Source organism: Flavobacterium marginilacus (assembly GCF_026870155.1).
Taxonomy (GTDB): Bacteria; Bacteroidota; Bacteroidia; order Flavobacteriales; family Flavobacteriaceae; genus Flavobacterium; species Flavobacterium marginilacus.
Map to the genome: position 1 here is coordinate 4,484,097 of NZ_CP113975.1, position 22,742 is coordinate 4,506,838.

At 34.7% G+C, this 22,742-nt stretch carries 20 protein-coding genes; 12 read left to right on the forward strand and 8 right to left on the reverse strand.

What is annotated here, in order from left to right:
* Positions 1–24: 24 nt before the first annotated feature.
* The gene (locus OZP07_RS18585) at positions 25–1,281 is read right to left on the reverse strand and encodes a DUF445 domain-containing protein (RefSeq protein ID WP_281636285.1); all 1,257 of its coding nucleotides are present in this window, start codon (positions 1,279–1,281) and stop codon (positions 25–27) included.
* A 211-nt stretch (positions 1,282–1,492) separates the two neighbouring features.
* On the opposite strand from OZP07_RS18585, the gene OZP07_RS18590 reads away from it, so the two are divergent.
* From OZP07_RS18590 to pruA, 11 genes are all read left to right on the forward strand, one after another.
* Entirely contained in the window at positions 1,493–2,167 is a 675-nt protein-coding gene (locus tag OZP07_RS18590; protein ID WP_281636286.1) for a TetR/AcrR family transcriptional regulator, read from the forward strand.
* Between the two features lie 23 nt (positions 2,168–2,190).
* Positions 2,191–3,849: a peptidase domain-containing ABC transporter gene (locus tag OZP07_RS18595; RefSeq protein WP_281636287.1), complete on the forward strand. Its 1,659-nt coding sequence runs from the start codon at positions 2,191–2,193 to the stop codon at positions 3,847–3,849.
* A 5-nt stretch (positions 3,850–3,854) separates the two neighbouring features.
* Positions 3,855–5,201 carry an HlyD family secretion protein gene (locus OZP07_RS18600; protein WP_281636288.1) on the forward strand — a complete coding sequence of 449 codons (1,347 nt, stop codon included), beginning with the start codon at positions 3,855–3,857 and terminating at the stop codon, positions 5,199–5,201.
* Positions 5,201–6,589: a TolC family protein gene (locus OZP07_RS18605; RefSeq protein WP_281636289.1), complete on the forward strand. Its 1,389-nt coding sequence runs from the start codon at positions 5,201–5,203 to the stop codon at positions 6,587–6,589. The genes OZP07_RS18600 and OZP07_RS18605 overlap by 1 nt, the downstream gene beginning before the upstream one ends.
* A 43-nt stretch (positions 6,590–6,632) precedes the next feature.
* Complete coding sequence (gene map / locus OZP07_RS18610) at positions 6,633–7,451, forward strand: type I methionyl aminopeptidase (protein WP_281636290.1); 819 nt, start codon at positions 6,633–6,635, stop codon at positions 7,449–7,451.
* 104 nt (positions 7,452–7,555) lie between these two features.
* Entirely contained in the window at positions 7,556–7,930 is a 375-nt protein-coding gene (locus tag OZP07_RS18615) for a GxxExxY protein (protein WP_281636291.1), read from the forward strand.
* Between the two features lie 85 nt (positions 7,931–8,015).
* Positions 8,016–8,780: a class I SAM-dependent methyltransferase gene (locus tag OZP07_RS18620; RefSeq protein WP_281636292.1), complete on the forward strand. Its 765-nt coding sequence runs from the start codon at positions 8,016–8,018 to the stop codon at positions 8,778–8,780.
* A gap of 103 nt (positions 8,781–8,883) precedes the next feature.
* Positions 8,884–11,790, forward strand: coding sequence for a DEAD/DEAH box helicase (locus OZP07_RS18625; protein ID WP_281636293.1), 2,907 nt, complete (start codon positions 8,884–8,886; stop codon positions 11,788–11,790).
* A 180-nt stretch (positions 11,791–11,970) separates the two neighbouring features.
* Positions 11,971–13,218, forward strand: a complete 1,248-nt coding sequence (locus OZP07_RS18630) for a type IX secretion system plug protein (RefSeq protein WP_281636294.1) — start codon at positions 11,971–11,973, stop codon at positions 13,216–13,218.
* 80 nt (positions 13,219–13,298) lie between these two features.
* Positions 13,299–13,685, forward strand: coding sequence for a Co2+/Mg2+ efflux protein ApaG (gene apaG / locus OZP07_RS18635; RefSeq protein WP_100842177.1), 387 nt, complete (start codon positions 13,299–13,301; stop codon positions 13,683–13,685).
* A 97-nt stretch (positions 13,686–13,782) separates the two neighbouring features.
* Complete coding sequence (gene pruA / locus OZP07_RS18640) at positions 13,783–15,411, forward strand: L-glutamate gamma-semialdehyde dehydrogenase (RefSeq protein WP_281636295.1); 1,629 nt, start codon at positions 13,783–13,785, stop codon at positions 15,409–15,411.
* Positions 15,412–15,502: 91 nt separating this feature from the next.
* Here pruA and OZP07_RS18645 read toward each other — a convergent pair whose 3' ends face one another.
* The 7 genes from OZP07_RS18645 to rsmG form a co-directional block, all read right to left on the reverse strand.
* Entirely contained in the window at positions 15,503–17,245 is a 1,743-nt protein-coding gene (locus OZP07_RS18645) for a CocE/NonD family hydrolase (protein ID WP_281636296.1), read from the reverse strand.
* A gap of 131 nt (positions 17,246–17,376) precedes the next feature.
* Positions 17,377–17,799: a LytR/AlgR family response regulator transcription factor gene (locus OZP07_RS18650; RefSeq protein WP_281636297.1), complete on the reverse strand. Its 423-nt coding sequence runs from the start codon at positions 17,797–17,799 to the stop codon at positions 17,377–17,379.
* A 95-nt stretch (positions 17,800–17,894) separates the two neighbouring features.
* A complete protein-coding gene (locus OZP07_RS18655) occupies positions 17,895–18,653 on the reverse strand; it encodes an IS5 family transposase (protein ID WP_281636298.1) in 759 nt (252 codons plus the stop codon).
* A 79-nt stretch (positions 18,654–18,732) separates the two neighbouring features.
* Positions 18,733–18,957: a LytR/AlgR family response regulator transcription factor gene (locus OZP07_RS18660; RefSeq protein WP_281636299.1), complete on the reverse strand. Its 225-nt coding sequence runs from the start codon at positions 18,955–18,957 to the stop codon at positions 18,733–18,735.
* Positions 18,954–20,015, reverse strand: coding sequence for a sensor histidine kinase (locus OZP07_RS18665; protein WP_281636300.1), 1,062 nt, complete (start codon positions 20,013–20,015; stop codon positions 18,954–18,956). Before OZP07_RS18665 ends, OZP07_RS18660 begins: the two co-directional genes overlap by 4 nt.
* 172 nt (positions 20,016–20,187) lie before the next feature.
* A complete protein-coding gene (locus OZP07_RS18670) occupies positions 20,188–20,862 on the reverse strand; it encodes a DUF2490 domain-containing protein (RefSeq protein WP_281636301.1) in 675 nt (224 codons plus the stop codon).
* Between the two features lie 49 nt (positions 20,863–20,911).
* Complete coding sequence (rsmG, locus tag OZP07_RS18675) at positions 20,912–21,541, reverse strand: 16S rRNA (guanine(527)-N(7))-methyltransferase RsmG (protein WP_194641620.1); 630 nt, start codon at positions 21,539–21,541, stop codon at positions 20,912–20,914.
* A 107-nt stretch (positions 21,542–21,648) separates the two neighbouring features.
* Between rsmG and OZP07_RS18680 the strand changes: the two genes are divergently transcribed.
* Complete coding sequence (locus tag OZP07_RS18680; RefSeq protein ID WP_281636302.1) at positions 21,649–22,740, forward strand: fatty acid desaturase family protein; 1,092 nt, start codon at positions 21,649–21,651, stop codon at positions 22,738–22,740.
* The last annotated feature ends 2 nt before the right edge of the window (positions 22,741–22,742 follow it).

Genomic DNA, 22,742 nt, shown 5'->3' on the forward strand with positions numbered 1-22,742 from the left:
AATATGATAACGCTCATATCCAGATTACAAAATAAAACTGTGCAGTACATTCTCAACGGCATAGATCAGAAGCCCTGCCAAACCGCCCACAAGCGTACCATTAATCCGAATGTATTGAAGATCTTTCCCTATTTCCAATTCCAATTTTTCAGAAACTTCATCAGTGTCCCAGCTTTTTACTGTGGAAGCTATCAGGTCACCAATCATTTTTTTGTTGTTGATAAGCACTGACAGCATATCATTTTTGACAAAATTATTAATCTTGTCCATCAACAATTGGTCATTTTGAATTCCTTTGCCAAAACCCTGAATCATATTGGAAATGCTCTTTTTTATCACTGATTCTTCTTTTTGTGCCAGATCATTAGCGACAGCCGTTTTAATTTCCTTCCAGATTCCGCTGATGTAATCCTGCACTTCTTTTTTATTGGCAAAGCCAAAAACCAAATCATTGACTTTTTGCTGCATTTCGGGCGATTCCTTCAGCTCTTCTATAAACTGCATCAGATACTCGCTGATTCTTTTTCGAATTGCACTGTCTTTATGACTTGCTTCCACCAAAAAATCATAGAGACCGTTAAAAACGCCTTCGGTTATTTTTTTGTCGGCCAAGCCAAAAGAGAGAAATGGCGTAGAATTTTTTACCTTTTCTTCAATCAGATGTTTATTATTCTGCAATTCAACGATAAGTGTTTTCAGAACATTCGTTACCAGTTCTTCCTGCTTTTCGCTTTTGGCCAAGGATTCCAAACCAAGAGCAATCCATTCGGCAAAATTTAATTTACGCAGCTTATCGCTAAATTGCGCCTGCACAAAATTCTGAACTTCGGCATCATCAATGGTTTTCAGAACGCTAGGAATCACATTTTCGGCAATCAAATTGGCAACTAAATTGGCATTCTTCTCATTCATCAGCCAGTCCGAAGCTTTTATGGCAACATTGAACTGTTCAATTTTTACTTCCAATTTTTCTCTAGTTAGAAATTCATTCGAAACAAAATCCCCAAGGTTCTCTCCTATTTTATCCTTATTACCCGGAATCAAAGCCGTATGTGGAATTGGAATCCCCAACGGATGCCTAAACAGCGCTACCACTGCAAACCAATCGGCGATGCCTCCCACCATTGCTGCTTCGCTCAAAGCTTTCATCCAATTAATTCCATACACATTGGCAATTACAAAAAGAACTACTGCTGCTCCCAAAAGAATTAAAGCAATTCTTTTCATTTGGATCAATTCCCTTTCTTTTTTACTGTTTTCCTGTTCTACCGTTGTGTTCATAATGCAATACAATTGATTTTTAGCTAATTTAAAACATTTTCACATACCAAAAATTTGAAACACCTCTTTGATAGTTATGTTAAAGCACATTAAAACTGTAATGTAATAACTTCCATAAATAGCATAGCAGCACAAAAAAGCGCTTAAATAAAAGTTAAAATTTCAAAATTAAAAGTAATACTATTATATTTGCAAGCACAATTATCAACTTATGAACACTATACTATCAAACATAAAAATTCAAGTCAACGAAAAGCTGTACGTAAAGGATCCCGAAACTTCTGATTTAGGTAAAAAAATAATCGAAAACAGTATTCTTTTAATTGATGAAATCGGGATTGAACACTTTACTTTCAAAAAACTGGGTGAAAAAATTGGTTCCAATGAAAGTTCCATTTACAGGTATTTTGAAAACAAACACAAATTAGTAGTTTATTTATCATCTTGGTATTGGGGATGGATGGAATATAAATTGGTTTTTGTCACAACCAATATTTCAAATCCGGCCGAAAAACTGCAAAAAGCAATAACGATTGTCACCGAAAAAATTATTGATGATCTCAGCACAAAACATATTAATGAAGCTATTTTGAATAAAATTATAATTTCAGAATTTAGCAAAACACTGTACACAAAAGAAGTGGATGACGATAACAAAGAGGGTTATTTTTTGGTTTATAAAAGAGTAATAAACCGGCTTATCAGTATTATACAGGAAGTTAACCCAGATTACAGTTATGCCAAAAGTTTAGCATCAAGTATTGTGGAGGGAAGCTTACATCAGCACTTTTTAACCGAACATTTAAAAACAATTACGGACTGCAATACACCCGAAACTATAACTTCATTTTACTTAGATTTAGTGAACCGAATACTTTCCAAATAAAACAATTACAAAACCTCCTAGATATGACACCTTTAAAAAGATTTTATAATTTGCTTGAACTAGACAAAAAGGATGTGCTGCAAATTTTTTTCTACGCCATTTTTGCAGGACTTATCAGCTTGTCGCTGCCGTTAGGAATTCAAGCCATCATCAATTTTATCCAATCGGGGCGAGTGAGCGCTTCGTGGATTGTTTTGACAATTATAGTAGTGGCTGGAGTTGCACTTGTTGGAATTTTGTCACTTATGCAGCTTAGAATCACAGAAAATTTACAGCAGAAGATATTTGTACGTTCTTCTTTTGAATTTGCAGCACGTTTACCAAAAATAAAATTTGACGCTCTGTACAGCACTTATCCTCCCGAATTAGCCAACCGTTTTTTTGACACTTTAACAATACAAAAAGGAACCTCCAAATTATTAATTGATTTTTCGGCGGCCTTATTACAAATTGCTTTTGGACTGATACTGCTTTCATTGTATCATCCGTTTTTTATTGTTTTTGGTATAATGCTATTCTTTTTATTGTACTTCATTTTTAAATTCTCGTATAAATCAGGTTTAGAAACAAGTTTAAAGGAATCTAAATTTAAATACAAAGTTGCTGGCTGGCTGCAGGAAGTTGCACGCAATAATTTCAGTTTCCGCAATCAGTTAAATTATGATTATGCATTACATAAAAATGACTTATTGGTTAATGACTATCTCAATTACAGAGAAAAACATTTCAATATAATTAAGAATCAATTTATACAATTAATACTTTTCAAAGTTTTAATAACGGCAAGTTTGCTAGCGATTGGCGGTTATTTAGTATTATCACAGGAAATGAATATCGGGCAATTTGTCGCTGCCGAAATCATTATTTTACTGGTTATCACTTCTGTTGAAAAAATTATCATTGGCTTGGAAACATTTTACGATGTTTTAACTTCTGTTGAAAAAATTGGCCAGGTAACCGACATGGATCTTGAAGAAGAAGCATACGAATCCTATGATAACTGCTACACCAATATCAGCCTTGAAACTGAAAATCTAATTTTTAAATTCCCAGAAGCCGAGCAAAACACTTTACGCCGAATCAGCCTGAAAATCGAACAAGGCGAACGCATATTTATTGATGGTAAAAATGGCTCTGGAAAGACAACCTTAATCCGAATTCTTTCGGGACTGCTGCAGCCTACTACAGGTTCTTTTTATATTAACGATGATACTTTCAAAAAAATAAACTTAAAACAATACCGCTCCCAAATTGGCAGTATTATTTATGGCGAAACGCTGTTTGAAGGAAGTATCCTGGACAACATCACTTTTAAAGATGCAGCAATTACACCCGAAGATCTAAAATGGGCCATTCATGGTGTACAGCTTACCAATCATATAAAATCATTGCCAAAGGGCTTGGACACCATTGTTTTTCCAGAAGGAAAGCAATTATCATCCTCCAACAGCCAAAAAATATTATTGGCACGAAGTATCATCCATAAGCCAAAAATACTTTTTTATGAAGATCCAACAGACACCATGGACGAAAGCACAGCCAATGAAATTATCGATTTCATTACTTCCAAAGAACATACGTGGACTATTATAGTTTCGTCCAAAAATCCGTATTGGAGAACCAAAAGCAATCGCATCATAACGATGCAGGACGGTAAAATTTTATTAGACTCTAAAAACTAAGAAAGATGCTGAATATCTCTGAAAACAATAAGATAAACCAATCACTGCAGGGCTTTAAAACAATGCAGACACTTGAAAACAAAAAGGATTATAAAATTTTAAATAAAATCATAATCAGTGTTTCGATACTAGGTTTTTGCATATTCTTTCTGCCTTGGACTCAAAATATATCGGGTTCAGGATCGGTAACTACTCTTAAACCCAATCAGAGGCCACAATCGATACAAAGTGTAATTTCGGGACGAATCGAAAAATGGTATGTTCAGGAAGGTGACTTCGTGCAAAAAGGCGACACTATTTTATACATCTCAGAAATAAAAGAGGATTATATGGATCCCAATTTGGTTGCGAATACCAAAAACCAAGTGGACGCCAAAAAACAATCTGTACAATCCTATGAATCGAAAGTAGAAAGCCTGAACAGTCAGTTAGCGGCAATTGAATCTGAAAAAAGACTCAAACTCGAACAGGCTCAAAACAAAATCAAGCAGGCACGTTTGAAAATCAAAAGCGACAGTATTGATTTGATCGCCGCCAACACCCAGCTCAAAATTGCCACTACCCAGCTCAACCGTTCCTTGCAATTAAACAAGGAAGGCTTAAAACCTTTGACTGATGTAGAAGAAAAACGCTTAAAACTGCAGGATGCCGAAGCCAAAATCATCAATCAGGAGAACAAATTATTAAGCAGCAAAAACGATTATATCAATACAAAAGTCGAAATAAACCGCATCACAGCTGAATATTCTGAAAAAGCAGCCAAATCGGAAAGCGATCAGTTTACAGCCAAAAGCAGCCAATATGATGCTGCCGCACAGGTAAGCAAATTGGAAAATCAATACAACAATTACAGCATCCGCAACAACATGTATTACATCAAAGCGGCACAAAGCGGCTACATCAACAGAGCCTTACAATCTGGAATTGGAGAAACCATAAAAGAAGGAACTGCCATTGCGACTATAATGCCTTCTGCATACGATATTGCTGTAGAAACCTATGTGAATCCTATTGACCTGCCGTTAATCCGCAAAGGAGAAAAAGTCAGAGTCTGGTTTGACGGATGGCCTACTATCGTTTTTTCCGGATGGCCGAATGCGTCTTACGGTACCTTTGGCGGTAAAGTGGTTGCTATCGAAAACTTCATCAGCGATAATGGAAAATACCGAGTGTTAATTGCTCCGGACAAAGATGAAGAAGCATGGCCAAAACAAGTAAGCATCGGTTCGGGAGCACAAACATTGGCCTTATTGGATACTGTACCCATTTGGTTTGAAATATGGAGAACCTTAAACGGATTTCCTCCTAATTATTATAAAAAAGATACGAAACCATCTAAAGAAAAGAAATAATGAAACGACTTTTCTACCTATTATTATTTTTTTCAATTGTTACTCAAGGACAGGAAACCGCCTCAAAAGAATTGAGCTACAATGAATTTTTGGGTTATGTAAAAAAATACCATCCATTGGTCAAAAACGCGCAGCTTGAACTCAATAAAGCACAAGCCGAATTAATGATGGCGCGTGGCAGCTTCGATCCAAAAATTGAAGTGGATTACGCCCAAAAACAATTTAAAGGCAAAGAATATTATTCGATTTTAAACAGCAGTTTTAAAATTCCGACTTGGTACGGAGTCGAAATAAAAGCTGGTTTTGACGACAACGAAGGGTATTACCTGAATCCACAAAACACAACTCCTGCTCAAGGTCTAACCTCACTAGGAATCAGTGTCCCGTTAGGGCAAGGTTTATGGATTAATAAAAGAATGGCAGATTTACGCAAAGCAAAAATGCAGATAGAATTAAGCACCGCTGAAGTGAAACTGGAAGCAATCGGCGTTTTATATGATGCGTCGCTGGCCTACTTCAACTGGAAAAAAAACTATGAGGAAGTGCAATTGTATGACAACTATACCAAAAATGCGAAGAAACGAAATGCCGGAATTCAGTCATTGATACAGCAAGGAGACAAACCTGCTATTGATAGTGTAGAATCGGGAATCATTGTAAAAAACAGAATTTTGAGTTTGGAGGATTCTAAACTAAAACTAATCAAAGCAAAACTGGAATTATCCAATTTTTTATGGCTGGAGAATGCAGTCCCAATGGAAATCTCAGATGACTTAATTCCAGAAACAGAGCTCGAAAACACGATTCAGGAGACATTAAAAACCAACAATTTAGCCACTGACGGTTTTTCAATTGAAAATCATCCTAAAATAAATGCGCTGCAAAGCAAGATTGACATTCTGAATGTAGAGCGAAAATTGAATGCCAATGAACTGCTGCCGAAAATCGATATTGGCTATTCTTATTTATCGGAACCAAAATATTTTAATGAATTTCAAACGGATGATTATAAAATAGGTTTAGACTTTTCGTTTCCATTATTCTTAAGAAAAGAACGAGGCAAATTAAAATTGACTAAATTTAAAATTCAGGAAACCGAATACATTTTAGATGTAGAAAAAATACAGCTCGCTAATAAAATTGAAGCTCAAAAAACAGAAATCACTTCACTCGCTAAACAACTAAAATTAATTAAAGACTTGTCAAAAGACAACCAGACGATGCTGCAATCGGAGGAGCGATTGTTCTCTTTTGGGGAAAGTTCATTGTTTTTAATCAACACCCGCGAAAACAATTTGGTCAGTGCACAACTGGCACAAATCAATCTTGCTAATCGTTTTTACGTATCCAATTCAGAACTTTTTAAAATTATGGCGAATCCAAATTAAATAATTTTAAATGTGTATTTTTGCACTCTGAAAATTCGAAAACATGATTATTCAAAAAACCCGTGAGGAAATAGAATTAATGCGCGAAAGTGCCTTAATCGTATCAAAAACATTAGGAATGATTGCTTCTGAAATAAAAGAAGGAGTTACCACATTATATCTAGACAAAAGAGCCGAAGAATTTATCAGAGATCATGGAGCTGTACCAAGTTTTCTTGGCCTTTACGGTTTCCCGAATTCATTGTGCATGAGTCCAAATTCTCAAGTAGTACACGGAATTCCAAACAACAAACCATTGGAAAGTGGCGATGTGATTTCAGTTGACTGTGGTGCTTTCAAAAATGGATATCACGGAGATCACGCCTACTCTTTTGAAATTGGCGAAGTGGCTCCCGAAACCAAAAAATTACTTCAGGTAACCAAAGAATCGCTTTACGTAGGAATTCGCGAATTACGTGCCGGAAATCGTGTAGAAGATGTGGGGAATGCTATTCAAAAATATACCGAATCGCATGGCTATGGTGTGGTTCGTGAATTAGTTGGCCACGGTGTTGGACAAAAAATGCACGAAGATCCAGAAATGCCTAATTATGGTAAAAAAGGCCGTGGTAAACTTTTAATCGAAGGAATGGTGGTCGCTATCGAGCCGATGATTAATATGGGAACCAAAAACATCAAACAGCACAAAGACGGCTGGACAATAACCACCGCCGACGGAAAACCATCTGCCCACTTTGAACACGATGTCGCCATCATAGACGGAAAACCTGAGATTTTATCGACTTTCTATTATATATACAAAGAATTGGGAATCGTGAGCAATGAAGAAGATGAATTTAGAAAAGTGCCTTTAGTTGTTTAAACACGAATTTCACGAATTGGCACGAATTCTAGACTTGAAAATTCACTAACTTTTATTTGAAAGTTATTTAAAACAATGAATTATAAACTTTCTAAACACTATAAATGCACGATTTATATTTAAAAGAAGAAGCTTATACAATTATTGGTTTATGTATGGAAGTACATAAAATTCTTGGTAAAGGCCATAGTGAAAAAGTTTATGGAGATGCTTTAGAATATGAATTTAGAAAAAATAATGTTTCGTATTCCAGAGAATCAAAATTCAACATCGAATATAAAGACATCATTTTACCAACCTATTATTTTGCCGATTTTGTAATTTTTGACGAAATTATTTTAGAAATAAAAGCAATTCAAGAACTTTCGAATAATGAAATAAAACAAACATTAAACTATCTTGCCGCATCACAAAATAAATTAGGATTACTCGTGAATTTCGGAGAAGATAGTTTGAAATATAAAAGAATAATTCTTTAATCATAACATAATATTCGTGAAATTCTTTTTTACACATTATTCATTCGTGTAAATTCGTGAAATTCGTGTTTAATTTTTTTACCAAATGAAATCTGTGTTTAAACTTATACTCAATACCATTCCTCGTCCTTTATTAATTAGACTGAGCTATGTAGCACGACCAATCATCGCTTTTTCATTAAAAGGAGATAAATACACCGACCCTATCGATGGGAAAAGTTTCAAATCAATGCTGCCTTATGGGTACGAAACACAACGTAATAATGTGCTTTCGCCAAGCACGCTTTCGTTGGAAAGACACCGTTTGCTGTGGCTGTACTTAAACGAGCAAACTGATTTTTTTACAGCGCCAAAGAAAGTATTGCATTTTGCACCGGAACAGGCATTTTACAAACTGTTCCGTAATCAAAAAAACCTGGATTACACCACTACCGATTTATTTTCGCCTTTGGCGGATGTAAAGGCTGATATTTGTAATTTGCCTTTTGAAGACAACCAATACGATGTTATTCTTTGCAATCACGTTTTGGAACACATTCCGGATGACACCAAAGCCATGCAGGAATTGTATCGCGTTTTGAAACCTGGCGGCATGGCGATTCTTCAGATTCCGCAAGATTTAAAAAGAGACGTGACCTTTGCTGACGATTCCATTACGGATCAAAAAGAGCGTGCCAAAATATTTGGGCAATACGATCACGTACGCATTTATGGCCGGGATTATTTTGATAAATTAAGAAGTATTGGATTCACTGTCGTAGAAGAAGATTACACCAGCAAAATAGCTCCAGAATTAGTAGAAAAATATTGTCTGGCAAAAGGAGAAATTATACCTGTTTGCTTTAAATAAAAATAAGAAACACGAATTTCACGAATTAGCACGAATTAGCAACAATTAATTCGTGCTAATTCGTGAAATTCGTGTTTTAAAATCAATTTAATCTATTTTGCTTTTGGAAACCAAAAATCCCTTTCAGTTTTGTTTTGATGTTAACTTAGAGCCAAAGTTAAACGCATACATTCCGACAGCTTATATAGTTGGACATTCTGAAACTATAACCTATTTAGACAAAAAGGCGAGTCCTGAAGTGCTTCAAAGTTTTGGTGTAATTGTTGAAAATTTAGACACAAATACCAAAAAAGTTTTGTCGATTTGTGAAGCACTCAAACCCGAAGTCATTTTTAAGAAATTCGGTAAAAACAGTAAATCTTCCAAAAATATTGAAGATCTGCTTAAAGATAGTAAGCTGAAATTTGGAATCGAACAATTCATAAAAACCAATCTTGACCAATTTTACACTTTGGTTTCCCAAGAGAATTTTCCGCTGTCGCTGCATCTTGGCAAAGAAAAAGATTTCCGCATCAGCAGAATTACCACTGAAAATCCAGCATTAGAAACCTGTCTTCAATTTGACAAACACGAAAACGGGATTTCGTATACCTTGCTTTTAAAAGACGAAACAACAACATTTTATCCATCAAACACTGCTATCACTCTTCTTTTGGACGAGCCGGGATGGCTGGTGGCACACCATAAATTGTATATCTTAAAAGGCATCAATACCAAAAAAATTATTCCATTTTTGAAGAAGAAAACTGTTGAAATTCCTTCGAAAATGGTTCCTGAATACTTTGAAAAATTCATTAAGGATGTAGCAAAAAAAGCAGATATAAAAGCCACAGGATTTGCAGTCGGGCTAAAGGACAAAATTACTTCCTGTTCACTTCAGCTGGCTCATGATTTTTTTAAGAACACCTATTATCTCAATCTTTTATTTGACTATGACGGTTTCAGTTTTGATAATACTAAAACGAAGAAAACACATTCTGAAATTGATATCAGCAATTTAGATAATATCAAAGTCATTCAATATAAAAGGACAATTGAAGAAGCATCCTTTGAAAACAAATTGCTAGCACTTGAATTTATAAAAACGGAAACTGGTTTGTTTGGGCTTTCGCCAAAAGAAGAAAAACAAGATCCGTATGCTACCATTCAGTGGACGATAGAAAATCAAGAAATACTTGAATCTTTAGGTTTTTTAATTGGAAATTTAAAAATTGACAGCAAAAAAATCGACACCAACAAAGTAACTGTCAAATTTTCGAATGAAGTAAAAAGTGATTGGTTTGATATAAAAATGGTGGTGGTTTGTGATTCTTTCTCCTTTAATTTCAGTGAAATTGTTGACAATATAAAAAACAGAAACCGACTGTTCCTTTTACCCAATGGCAATTATTTTTTGATTCCGATTGAATGGATGACGCTTTATGGTCCGATGGCTAAATTGGCTAAAGTTCAAAACGGAAGCCTGACTTTGCTTAAAAGTAATTTTGCCGTTCTGGACGAGATTCCACAACTAAAAACTTTAGTCAATTTACTAGGAAACATCGAATATCAGCCATCTTCATTAGTAAAAGCAACTTTGAGACCATATCAGATTCAAGGAGTCAAATGGCTTTTGGAACATTACAATAATGGATTGGGTGCTTGTCTGGCAGATGATATGGGATTAGGAAAAACACTGCAAACCTTATCTACATTGGTCGCAGTGCAGGAGCAATTAGAATTTAAAAAAGCCGAAGACGTTCAGCTGGATTTGTTTGGCAATGAAATTCCAATACCAAAAGAATATTTAAAAGCCTTGATTGTACTGCCATCATCATTGGTTTTTAACTGGTACAATGAAGCTCGCAAATTCACACCGCATTTTCGAAGAATACAATATGTCGGCAACGACCGAAAATTACTTTCTAAAAAACTAGAAAAATACGATGTGATTTTTACGAGTTACGCGGTTGTTTCCAGAGATATTTCGATTTTAGAAAAATACAATTTCAGGTATCTGATTTTGGACGAAAGCCAATACATAAAAAACAAAAACTCCAAAATTTTCAAGGATATCAATCAGATAAAAGCAAGTCATAAAATATCATTGAGCGGAACTCCAATAGAGAATTCCCTTGACGATTTATGGTCTCAGATGCAGTTTATCAATCCGAATATATTGGGTAGTTATTCTTTTTTTGCAGAAAATTATAAACTTCCAATCGAGAAAAAACAAGACGAAAATTGCTTGATGGAATTGAAAAACCTAATTAGTCCGTTTATTTTAAGAAGAACCAAGGAGCAGGTTTTGAAAGATTTACCCGAACTGTCTGAGCAGATTTTCTATTGTGAAATGGAACCCGAACAAGAGAAATTATACGAGGAAGAAAAATCTAAGGCTCGAAATTCATTATTAAAAACAGACGGCTCTGGAATTGATAAAATCAATATCATCAACACCTTGATGCGATTACGACAGCTGAGTAATCACCCGAAAATGATTGATTCCAAATCGGAAATGGATTCTGGAAAATACCTTGCTGTTACCCGATATCTGGAGACTTTGGTTCAATCCAACCAAAAAACAATCGTTTTCAGTTCGTTTGTTTCCAACTTGAATTTTTATAAAAACTGGTGCAAGGAAAACAAAATAGATTTCTGTGAACTCACAGGTGAAACTCCTTTGAAAGATAGAGAATTTCAGGTTAACCTATTCCAAAATCAGGAAAAACCTTTATTGTTTTTTATCTCTTTGAAAGCAGGTGGCGTTGGACTTAATATTACCAAAGCTTCTTATGTTGTGTTCCTCGATCCTTGGTGGAATCCTTTTTCAGAAAAACAAGGTATTGGCCGTGCGCACCGCATTGGACAGATGAACAAAGTCAATGTAGTTCGGTTTATTACCAAAAACACTGTGGAAGAAAAAATCATTCGTTTGCAGGAAAGCAAAAAACTGCTATCCGATTCGCTTTTAGACGAAAATTTTATTGGTGATGAAATTGAGGAAAATCTGAGCTTTATATTAGAATAATAGTTTTTATATTTTCGATTCGTGTTTCATTGCTAGATCCGAAGCAATCTCATCCAGCATGTCCATTCGAATAGTAGCTGGACTTGATTTTTGTCAGTGAGTTTGCTTCGTTCCTCGCAAAGACGTAGACTAGCTTTCACAATAATTTGTATATTTACTATTTTTGAACAAAAGCTGCCAATGAAATCAATAGTCATTATACTTCTTTCATTCCTTTGCCTGAGCGTAACCGCCCAAGTCGAAACCGAAATTCCTCCGCCGTACAACATCAAAACTGCTTCGTTTGTCCAAAACAATCAAAACGTAGTTCCTATTTTTAGATTAGGTGAATCATTCGATTTTCTGTTTGATGATTTATTTGGTAATGAAGCCGATTACTACTTCGAAATTACACATTGCGATTACAATTGGGTGCCGACCGATATTCCGAAAAGTGATTACCTGACCGGCTTTGACAGTCAAAAAATCCAACAATATGTCAATTCATTTAATACATTACAGATTTTTACACATTACCAATTATCAATTCCGAATAATTACACCCAAATAAAATTAAGCGGTAATTATGTGCTGACCATTTTAAACTCCGACAAAGAAGTTGTTTTGAAAAGATATTTTGTATTATATGAAGATAAAGTGTCGGTTGCTTTAAAAGTAAAAAGACCAAGAACTGTAAAAAACATTTATTCAAAACACAATCTGAATTTCGAAATCAACACTGACGATTTTTTATTACAGAATCCAACACAAAATCTAAAAGTAGTACTGCTGCAAAACGGCAATTTCAATACTGCAATTAAAAATATTGTACCGCAATACAACCTAGGCAATGTTTTTGTTTATAAATACGATATGGAAACGCAGTTTTGGGCTGGTAATGAATTTTTAAATTTTGATTCCAAAGACATCAAAAACGCAAATAATTATGTCAGTTTCGTTAATTCCGACAGCGGTATTTACAACACGCATTTATTTACCAATAATGCCAAAGCCAGTTTCCCTTACAGCAGCTATTCTGATCTTAACGGTAATTTTTCGATCCGAAAACTAGACGGCGAAAACAACACAATCGAAGCTGATTATTCATGGGTTTATTTTAGCCTCTCAGCTCCTTTAGTAAATCCGAATTATTCTGTTTATATAGTGGGAATGTTCAATAATTACAGTACAACTCCTGAAAATAAAATGGATTTTAACACTGAAAAAGGAATTTATGAAAAAGCAATTTTGATCAAACAGGGATTTACAAACTATCAATATTTAACGGTAAATAATAAAGGAATAATCGATTCAGAGAACGCAATTGATGGAAATTTCTATCAGACAGAAAACGATTATACCGTATTGGTTTACTACAAAGAAAACACAGACAGATATGTAAAAGTTATTGGTAAAGGTGCTGCAAATTCATTAAATATAACAAATTAGAAAACTTTAAAAAATTTTAAAAAAATTATTCATTTTTTTTGTAGATTTGCCGACATACAGCACATAATTAGCTCATTAACATGGTTTCACAAATAACAAGAGGCATTAAAATTTCGGTATTGACTAGTTTTGAGGGAACGTACTTCAAAAACTATAAGATACATTTTGCCTTTAGTTATGAAATTACAATTGAGAACCACAGTAAGGATTCTGTTCAATTGACTTCACGTCATTGGGAAATCTACGATTCTTTAAATGATTTAGAATATGTAGATGGAGAAGGCGTTATTGGAAAAAAACCAGTTTTAAAACCAGGCGAACAGCACACTTACAGTTCCGGCTGTTTATTATCATCTCCGTATGGTGCGATGAAAGGCTATTTCAATATGATTAATTTTACTACTACTAAATCTTTTAGAGTAATTGTTCCTACTTTTAGAATGTGCGCTCCTTTTGCACTAAATTAATTTGACTTTAATTATAACATTTTTAGCATAATTTAAATCATTCCTTTGTACTTTTGCATCAAATTATTTAATTGCTTACTAATTAATTACAAAAGACATGCTAAAAGGATTTTTTAATGTACCCAAAGCGGTAAACGAACCTGTAAAAAGTTACGCTCCAAATTCACCCGAAAAAGTAGCGGTTTTATCAGCTTATAAAACAATGTGGAATTCCAAAACCGATGTTCCGTTATATATTGGAAACGAAGAAATCAGAACTGGAAACACCAGAAACATGACAGCTCCACACGATCATCAACATATCGTTGGAACGTATCATTTAGCTGAAAAAAAACATATTGAAAGTGCCATTGCCAATGCATTAGAATCTAGAGAAGCTTGGGCAAATATGGCTTGGGAACAAAGAGCGGCCATTTTCCTTAAAGCTGCCGAATTAATCGCTGGTCCTTACAGAGCAAAAATAAATGCTGCAACTATGATTGCGCAGTCCAAAAATATTCATCAGGCCGAAATTGACGCAGCATGTGAATTAATCGACTTTTTACGTTTCAACGTAGAATTCATGACTCAGATTTATGCTGATCAGCCAAAATCGTCATCTGACATGTGGAACCGTTTAGAATACAGACCGCTTGAAGGTTTTGTTTATGCGGTTACGCCGTTTAACTTTACTGCTATCGCTGCAAATCTTCCTGCAAGCGCTGCTATGATGGGGAATGTTGTAATTTGGAAACCAAGCGACAGCCAGGTATTTTCTGCAAAAGTTATAATCGATGTTTTCAAAGAAGCAGGAGTTCCAGACGGTGTTATTAACGTTGTTTTTGGAGATGCTTTAATGATTACTGATACTGTTTTGGCAAGCCGTGATTTTGCCGGAATCCACTTTACAGGTTCAACAGATGTATTTAAAGATATTTGGGCAAAAATTGGAACAAACATTCACCATTACAAAACATACCCAAGAATTGTTGGAGAAACAGGTGGTAAAGACTTTATCATCGCGCATCCAAGTGCCAATGTTAAACAAGTAGCTACAGGAATTATCCGTGGTGCATTTGAATTCCAAGGACAAAAATGTTCTGCAGCTTCAAGAGCGTATATACCGCAAAGTTTATGGCCAGCTGTTAAAGAGCAATTAATCACAGATGTAAAATCTATGAAAATGGGTTCTCCTGAAGATTTCGGAAACTTTATTACAGCCGTAATTCACGAAGGTTCTTTTGATAAACTGGCAAGTTTTATTGACCAAGCTAAAAAAGATGCTGATGCAGAAATTATCGTTGGTGGTAATTACGATAAATCTGTTGGGTACTTTGTTGAACCTACAATCATAGTAACAACAAATCCTCACTATACTACAATGGAAACCGAATTATTCGGACCAGTTATGACGATTTTTGTTTACGAAGATGCTCAATGGGCTGAAACATTGAAATTAGTTGATTCTACTTCTGAATATGCTTTAACTGGTGCTGTTTTCAGTCAGGATCGTTATGCTATTGAAGAAGCTACAATTGCTTTACAAAATGCAGCTGGAAACTTCTACATCAATGACAAACCAACTGGAGCTATCGTAGGAATGCAGCCATTTGGTGGAGCAAGAGCTTCTGGAACTAATGACAAAGCAGGTTCGGCATTGAACTTATTGCGTTGGGCATCTCCAAGAACTATTAAAGAAACATTTGTAACTCCAACAGATTACAGATATCCGTTTTTGGGAGAATAGTATTATTAGTCTAAAAGTTGGAAAGTCGAAAGTCTTAAAACTTTAAAAATAACAAACCCCACAGGAATCAGGTTCTTGTGGGGTTTGTTTATTATTTCAAAACGGGAATTTTCACAAAACTATCGTTATACCATTTTACTTTTAATGGTTCTTTCGCATCTTTAACAGTTTCCTCGGTAACCACTTTTCCTGTTCCATAATTCAGTTCTGAAAAAGGGTTTTTATTTACATTCAGTACAACGACCAAACGGCTGCCTGCACTCAATTGTTTACTTACCAAATGTGTATTTGAAAATGGAATTGATTCTATTTCATTTGGCTTCAGTAAATTTCTTTTTGTAATATCTCTTGCATAGCTGGCACGACCCAGAAAATAGGATAAATGAAAATAGTTCCCATCCAGCATTAATTCATATAGTGTAACACCAATATCCATATCTTTTTTATTAATACTAGCCTTTATTTCACCCAAAAAAGAACCATTAATTAACATCGTTTCTTTCAAAGGATCACTTATAAAAACAAATCCGTTACTGGCATCAATTTCTTTTCTAATAATAGGATCCGGATAATACTCATTATTTTGCGTTTGCCTGTCAGCAAAATTAACTTCCTGATACAGGTATTTTTTTTGAATTGGTTTTTCTCCATTTAATGCATAAAAATTTCCGGATTTGTCAGCTGTTAAATACAGCTTCAAAAAATCATTGCTCATTTTATCAAGAGAAGGAGCACTTCGCCACTCATTTGCCCCCATAACCTCATAATTAATTTTATCTTTCAATATTTCTGGTTTGCTACCCTTTTTCAGAATATAATCAAACCATTGGTATGTTATCTTTTTTATATTGATTAGTGCAAGGGGATCAACTTTGTAATCGTACAACTCAACTTCACCTCCCACTTGAGTGCCAAAGTGGCCATATGGCCCAATCACTACATAGACCGGAATCTGCGGATTATATTTCTGAAGCTCCCTTACATAATACAAACTTGAATTTTGAGAATCATTGTAATATCCGTCAAAAGCCAGAACTGGAATGTTTATTTGTTCAAATTCTTTTTTGTAAGGTGCCATCTTCTGCCAATACTCATCAAATGACGGATGCTTTATCCATCTCTGAAAAAGTCTGTTTGGAGTACCATCAATACTATCTATTTTTTTGTAGGCAACTCCGGTTTCCCACCATTTAAACATCATTTTCCTAAAACGTTGTCTGTCGTTGCCCGCAACTGTATCGAGATATTTATTATTCCCCACATAAATCGACCATTCATAATTTGGGTTTACAAAAACATTATTTTCCATCGGCAGTCCCATCCCTGGTCTATTGGCAACATAGGGTACTATAGTTTTAAGAGCAGCATGCATTTTTTTGCAAGCTGCCCATTGAGTAAATCCGTTATAACTTCCGCCATACATGCCTACACTTCCATTACACCATTCCTGTTTACTGATCCAATCAATCACATCATATGCATCATCTCCGTCATTCTCATAGGGAAATATCTCGCTTGAACTAAACCTCTTCCCTCTTGTATAGGCAATAACTCCCACATATCCGTTGTCTGCTGCTTCTTTCAAGGATTTTAGGTCTCTTCCTTTGTCTCTGACATAAATAGTATATTGAAAAATGACCGGTTTGGGAGATGAAACTCCTTTTTTCCGAACTACCATTGCCGATATAAATGCACCATCCCGTGTTTTAATCATCACGCTGTCCTGAACATCATATGCGCTTTCTAAATCTTCAGATCTTGTTAGACTTGTTTGCTGTGATAATGCATTTGATATCATCAAAATAAGAAATACAAAATTTAAAATTGGTTTCATTGATTAGTTTTTTTTTGCGTGAGGGATTGTAGTGGAGCTCTTTTTTAATTTGGCGATTTTTCTTCGCCAAATTAAAAAAAGCGGGAGCGAAAAGCCCGACCCGTAGTTTTTACGCAGGGTCATGCCCAAATTTAAATTTGGTTTAAATTTTTAAATTTAACTGCCTGTCTGTTTGATACTTCTAATAGTTCGCCCGTTTTTAGCTTTACTTCCAACCTGCCACTGATTGTTTTATTGACTTCCTGAATATAATTGACATTTATAATTTCGGTTCTGTTGATTCTGAAAAAAATAGTGGCATCGAGCATTTCTTCCCATTGACGAAGTGACCGTCTTTGAAGTGCTTTTTTGTCTTGAAAAAAAAGTCTGGTGTAATTTTCCAGCGATTCAATTAAATAAATTTCATCCAATTGAATAAAGAATCGTTTCTCTCCATCCTTGATAAAAATTTTCCGTTCCTTTTCAACAGAATTATTTAAAGAAAATTTCACTTTTATAATATTCCTTATTTTTTCAATTGCTTTTGCAAAACGCTCCTCCCTAATGGGTTTCATTAGATAATCTAAAGCATTTACCTCAAAAGCCTGAACAGCATATTGATTATAAGCTGTAGTAAATAATACTTCGGGAACATTATCTAAGAGCCTGTTTAAATTTTATTTAATAATAATTTTATAGTTGCAATTTTGACCATATTCTCGGATGTTTCAAAAAGTAGTTCATAATTTCTACATAATCTTCGGTCGTTGTCAAACCAAGAGAATGTTCTCTCTACAATCCATCTTTTATGTATAGGTTTAAACCCCATTTTTCTATCATCTGAACGCATTACCACTTGAATAATATAGCCAAATTTATTTTTTATGTTTTCAATCACTTCGCCTCTGTAACCACCATCGGCAAGGATTACTTTTATAGGACATAAAAAATAGTGAAGCGTCCTCATTAGTAAATCTGCCGCTTTACTATCATGGACATTGGCAACTGTTACCATTATTGCCAAAAGAAACCCATTTTTATCAACCACAATATGCCGTTTAATTCCTTTTACTTTTTTATTGCCATCAAAACTATTTAAGGAACGATTATTTCCCCATCGTACACTTTGACTATCCATTATTCCTAGACTTGGCATTGTATTTTGACCTCTATTAAACCTGACTTTTTCTCGCAATTTTGACAGTAATAAATCAAAACATTCCAAATTTGACCATTTCCAATAGTAATAATACACTAATTGCCATTTTGGAAAATCTTTAGGTAACATTCGCCACTGACAACCTGTTTTTACGAGATAATTAATCGCATTCCAAATGATTTTCAAATTATATTTCCGCTTTCTATCATCGAATTCTAAAGTCTTTTTTATAAATTGCCACTGGGTTTCTGTCAAATCGGTTGGATACATCTTTTTATGGTTTGGTCACTACAAAAAGACAAATTTCAATCGGTTTCTTTAACCCATAACAATTATTTATTTTAAATTTTTAAACAGGCTCTAAGGATTCCAATAAATCAAAACCTGATTTTTCAGGCATCTGAATATCCAAAAAAATCAAATCAGGCATTTCCGATTCAATTAAATCCCTGGCATCATCAGCATTTTCCGCTTCACCGACAAGAACAAAATCTTCATATGCCTTTAATGCATTTTTTAATTCTTCCCTTGACAAACGCTCATCATCTACTATTATAACTTTTATCTTTTTCATTTTGATGGGATTAAAATAGTAGCCAAAACCGTTTCGTCTTCCCGATTTCCAATTTCAAAAGAAGCTTTCCCATTATACTGCAACAACAGCCGCTCTCTCAGATTATTCAGACCTATGCCGGAATCTTTAATCTCGTTACTTAGCTTACCCGAATTTTGAACACTGATTTTTATAAAATCATTTTCCTCTTCAACGGTCACAGAAATATATCCACCATTTTTTCTTTTTTCAATTCCATGTTTAATTGCATTTTCAACCAGCGACTGAATACTCAAAGGCAGAATTAAATGCTCTGACAGATTTAAACGTGTTTCAATATTTATTTGCAGACGTTCCTCAAATCGTATTTTCTCTAATTCCAAATAATCATTAACAAGGTTAATTTCATCATTTAAGGAAACTAATCTCCCAATATTACTGTTTAACGAATTCCTTAGCAACTCAGACAATAAATCAATTGCCCGCCTTGCCGAATGTGGATTTTCCAATACCAAAAATTTTATACTGTTCAATGAATTAAAAAGTAAATGCGGATTAAGCTGTGCGCTAAGGTTATTCAATTGTGCTTCTTTTATCACAATCGACAATCGGGCATTTTCTTTTACCGTTTCCAGCTCAAGTCTCGAATAATGATAAAGATGGTACGCCAATACCCAAATAGACATTAATCTGACACCTGTGATAAAAATCTGTAATTGCGCAGATTTGAAAAACTCAAAAAATGAAACAGTTGAACTTTTTAAAATAAACAGGCGCACGAGATAAAGTTTACCAACAATCAAAAACACATACAATACCGAAAGTACCAAAACACTTAGTACAATTCTTGGAACCAGTATTTTTAGATTTAATTTATTCCATCCCTTTTTTAAAGCAAAATTTCTGTGAAGATGGGTCAGTGTAATTCCGATGGATACATCGAGTATTAAATCAGCCAAGCCTAATCCCCAAATAAAATTACCGTTAAAGTAAGCCGAAAAACCCCAATACAAAGAAGTCATAATCCATGCAACGAGTTGGATTTTCCAATATGCAGATATTCCTGTTCCTTTTTTCAAAATAAAAGTTGTTAGTGCTGTAGTAAAGATATTCCTCTACTGCAGATTCACCAAATAAAAGTACATGAACGAAAAATAACAGCGGTTGAATGTGCCGAAATAACAAAAAACCCACAAGATTCAAATTATTTTGAAGTCTTGTGGGGTTTAATTTTTTAAAATATCCGGAAACCTAAAAAGGTAAACTATTGAAAAACATAATCTGAAACTGAGTCCTGCTGGAGTTTTGCAGGATTTGTGACATTACACCCACTTCCATTTTTAAACTCTTACTGAAGCAATAGCCTAATCCACCATAAATACGGTCTCTATCAAAATAACTAGGTTCGGTATTTATAAAAATTTCATTATAGGCAGAAGCATAAATGGCATTTTTATCCATCTCTTTTTTATTCATTGGAACATTTAAAGAGAGATTATATCGCAAACGCATCTTGAAAACATCTTCAATAAACCGCTGTTCGAAACGATATCGGTGCTGCATATATACTCTTCCAAATTGACCCTTAGTGATAAACTGCTCAAAAATTCTATGCTCATCTGTTTTCAATTTATCATCCGTTCCAGGAATATATGGCTCCGAATGAACAAAAGCATACCCTAACAAAACATTATTATTGTTTTCGGATAAATTATAACCAATCCCCGTTCTTAAAAGCAATTGTTCTAAATCGCCAGCGAAATTATAATTCCGATATTGCACTTCATTATGAAAATTCCATCGATTATTTATTTTTTGATTTCCAAAATACAGAAACCAATTCCCTACTTCAAAGTTTTGTGCATTTCCGTTGGCACAAATAAAAAACACCAGCAAAAAGCAAAATGACTTTAACTTATTTATCATTTAATTCTATTTTTTCTTTCGACTTTATAACTTTCAATTTTACAGCTTATTACACCACAAACTTCAATGGCAAATGCACCACTTTTTTGGTTTCAAAAAATTCATCTTCAAAGAAATCAGCAATATTATATTCTGTAGCTTTTGGGAAATCTTTCAGTTCTTCGGTTAAATCACCGCCTTTCAGATAAAGAATTCCGTTTTTAAGTTCATGTTTGTGCTGTTTCTTGATTTTGGTTTTTATCCACGAAACAAAATCAGGCATATTGGTCACTGCACGGCTTACAATGAAATCAAAATCCCCTTTCACATTTTCGGCTCGGATTTGCTCTGCTTTTACATTCTTTAATTCCAAAGCTTCGGCAACGGCTTTTACCACCTTAATCTTCTTCGCAATAACATCTATAAGATAAAAACGGGTTTCTGGGAAAAGAATCGCCAGCGGAATACCCGGAAATCCGCCTCCTGTTCCCACATCCAGTACATAAGTACCCGGTTCAAACTTATTTACTTTGGCAATAGCCAATGAATGCAATATATGTTTGGTGTATAAAGAGTCAATATCCTTGCGTGAAATAACGTTGATTTTTTCGTTCCAATCGTGGTATAAAAAATCCAGTTTTCGAAACTGTTCTATCTGGTTATCAGACAGGTTGGGAAAATACTTTATAATCTCGTCCATCTTAAAAATTTTTAACAAAAGTACTGCTTTTCACTTATAAATATTTAACTCAATATTGTATGTTGAAAATTTATATTGGTTACCTTTGCAAACATTCAAAAAATTATATGAGTAATACAGCACCTACATTTGCTAAGCAAGACAATTTAAAATTTTTCAGAACATTAAATTCTCGTGTGAACAGCTATTTTAAAGAAAATAACATTGAGAAAACAGGTAACTGGAAAATCCATTTAAAAACCGTAATTCTATTTACTGTTTTTCTTGTTCCTTACTTTTTGATACTTACTTTAGACATGCCTTTTTGGGTGCATTTACTGTTAACTATTGTTATGGGAATAGGAATGGCCGGAATAGGAATGAACGTTATGCACGATGCCAACCACGGATCGTATTCTACCAAAAGCTGGGTTAATAAATTTATGGGAGGAACTATTTATGTCCTGGCTGGAAACGTTCATAACTGGCAGGTACAGCACAATGTTTTGCACCATACTTACACTAATATAATAGGTCATGACGAAGACTTGGAAGCAGGCAGAATCATGCGCTTTTCTAAAGAAGCGGAATGGCATAAATTCCATAGATTCCAGCAGTATTACGCTGTATTTTTATATGGCTTATTGACCTTTAACTGGGCGATTACAACTGATTTTAAACAAATGAGAAATTACCTGAAAAGAAAATTATCGTATGGAGAGCCAAAAAGTCCTAAAATCCTCTGGACAACATTAATCATCACCAAAATCATTTATATGGGAATCTGGATTGTGCTGCCAATGATCATTGGTATCACCTGGTGGAAAGTCCTCGTTGGTTTTTTTGTTATGCACTACACAGCCGGATTAATCCTTAGTATTGTATTTCAATTGGCACACGTAGTTGACGAAGCTGCTAATCCACAGCCAAACGAAGTTGGCGAAATGGAAAACACCTGGGCGATTCACCAATTATTCACCACGGTGAATTTTGCACCAAAAAACAAAATCGTAAACTGGTATACCGGCGGTCTGAACCATCAGATTGAACATCATATTTTTCCGCACATCAGCCATGTTCATTATGGTAAAATTGCAAAAATCGTAAAACAAACGGCTAAGGAATGCCAATTGCCTTATTACGAATACAAAACAATGACTGCAGCTGTTGTTGCACATTTCAAACACTTAAGAACATTGGGACTAAAGCCCGCACTATAATA

Excerpts from the sequence above, each read along its gene's own strand:
- OZP07_RS18620 (WP_281636292.1), top strand. The coding sequence starts at position 8,016 with ATGAAATCTGTGTTTAAACTTATACTCAATACCATTCCTCGTCCTTTA.
- rsmG (WP_194641620.1), bottom strand. The coding sequence starts at position 21,541 with ATGGACGAGATTATAAAGTATTTTCCCAACCTGTCTGATAACCAGATA.
- OZP07_RS18680 (WP_281636302.1), top strand. The coding sequence starts at position 21,649 with ATGAGTAATACAGCACCTACATTTGCTAAGCAAGACAATTTAAAATTT.
- OZP07_RS18670 (WP_281636301.1), bottom strand. The coding sequence starts at position 20,862 with ATGATAAATAAGTTAAAGTCATTTTGCTTTTTGCTGGTGTTTTTTATT.
- apaG (WP_100842177.1), top strand. The coding sequence starts at position 13,299 with ATGGTTTCACAAATAACAAGAGGCATTAAAATTTCGGTATTGACTAGT.
- OZP07_RS18600 (WP_281636288.1), top strand. The coding sequence starts at position 3,855 with ATGCTGAATATCTCTGAAAACAATAAGATAAACCAATCACTGCAGGGC.
- OZP07_RS18595 (WP_281636287.1), top strand. The coding sequence starts at position 2,191 with ATGACACCTTTAAAAAGATTTTATAATTTGCTTGAACTAGACAAAAAG.
- map (WP_281636290.1), top strand. The coding sequence starts at position 6,633 with ATGATTATTCAAAAAACCCGTGAGGAAATAGAATTAATGCGCGAAAGT.
- OZP07_RS18590 (WP_281636286.1), top strand. The coding sequence starts at position 1,493 with ATGAACACTATACTATCAAACATAAAAATTCAAGTCAACGAAAAGCTG.
- OZP07_RS18630 (WP_281636294.1), top strand. The coding sequence starts at position 11,971 with ATGAAATCAATAGTCATTATACTTCTTTCATTCCTTTGCCTGAGCGTA.
- OZP07_RS18615 (WP_281636291.1), top strand. The coding sequence starts at position 7,556 with ATGCACGATTTATATTTAAAAGAAGAAGCTTATACAATTATTGGTTTA.
- OZP07_RS18645 (WP_281636296.1), bottom strand. The coding sequence starts at position 17,245 with ATGAAACCAATTTTAAATTTTGTATTTCTTATTTTGATGATATCAAAT.
- pruA (WP_281636295.1), top strand. The coding sequence starts at position 13,783 with ATGCTAAAAGGATTTTTTAATGTACCCAAAGCGGTAAACGAACCTGTA.
- OZP07_RS18655 (WP_281636298.1), bottom strand. The coding sequence starts at position 18,653 with ATGTATCCAACCGATTTGACAGAAACCCAGTGGCAATTTATAAAAAAG.
- OZP07_RS18650 (WP_281636297.1), bottom strand. The coding sequence starts at position 17,799 with ATGAAACCCATTAGGGAGGAGCGTTTTGCAAAAGCAATTGAAAAAATA.
- OZP07_RS18585 (WP_281636285.1), bottom strand. The coding sequence starts at position 1,281 with ATGAACACAACGGTAGAACAGGAAAACAGTAAAAAAGAAAGGGAATTG.
- OZP07_RS18660 (WP_281636299.1), bottom strand. The coding sequence starts at position 18,957 with ATGAAAAAGATAAAAGTTATAATAGTAGATGATGAGCGTTTGTCAAGG.
- OZP07_RS18605 (WP_281636289.1), top strand. The coding sequence starts at position 5,201 with ATGAAACGACTTTTCTACCTATTATTATTTTTTTCAATTGTTACTCAA.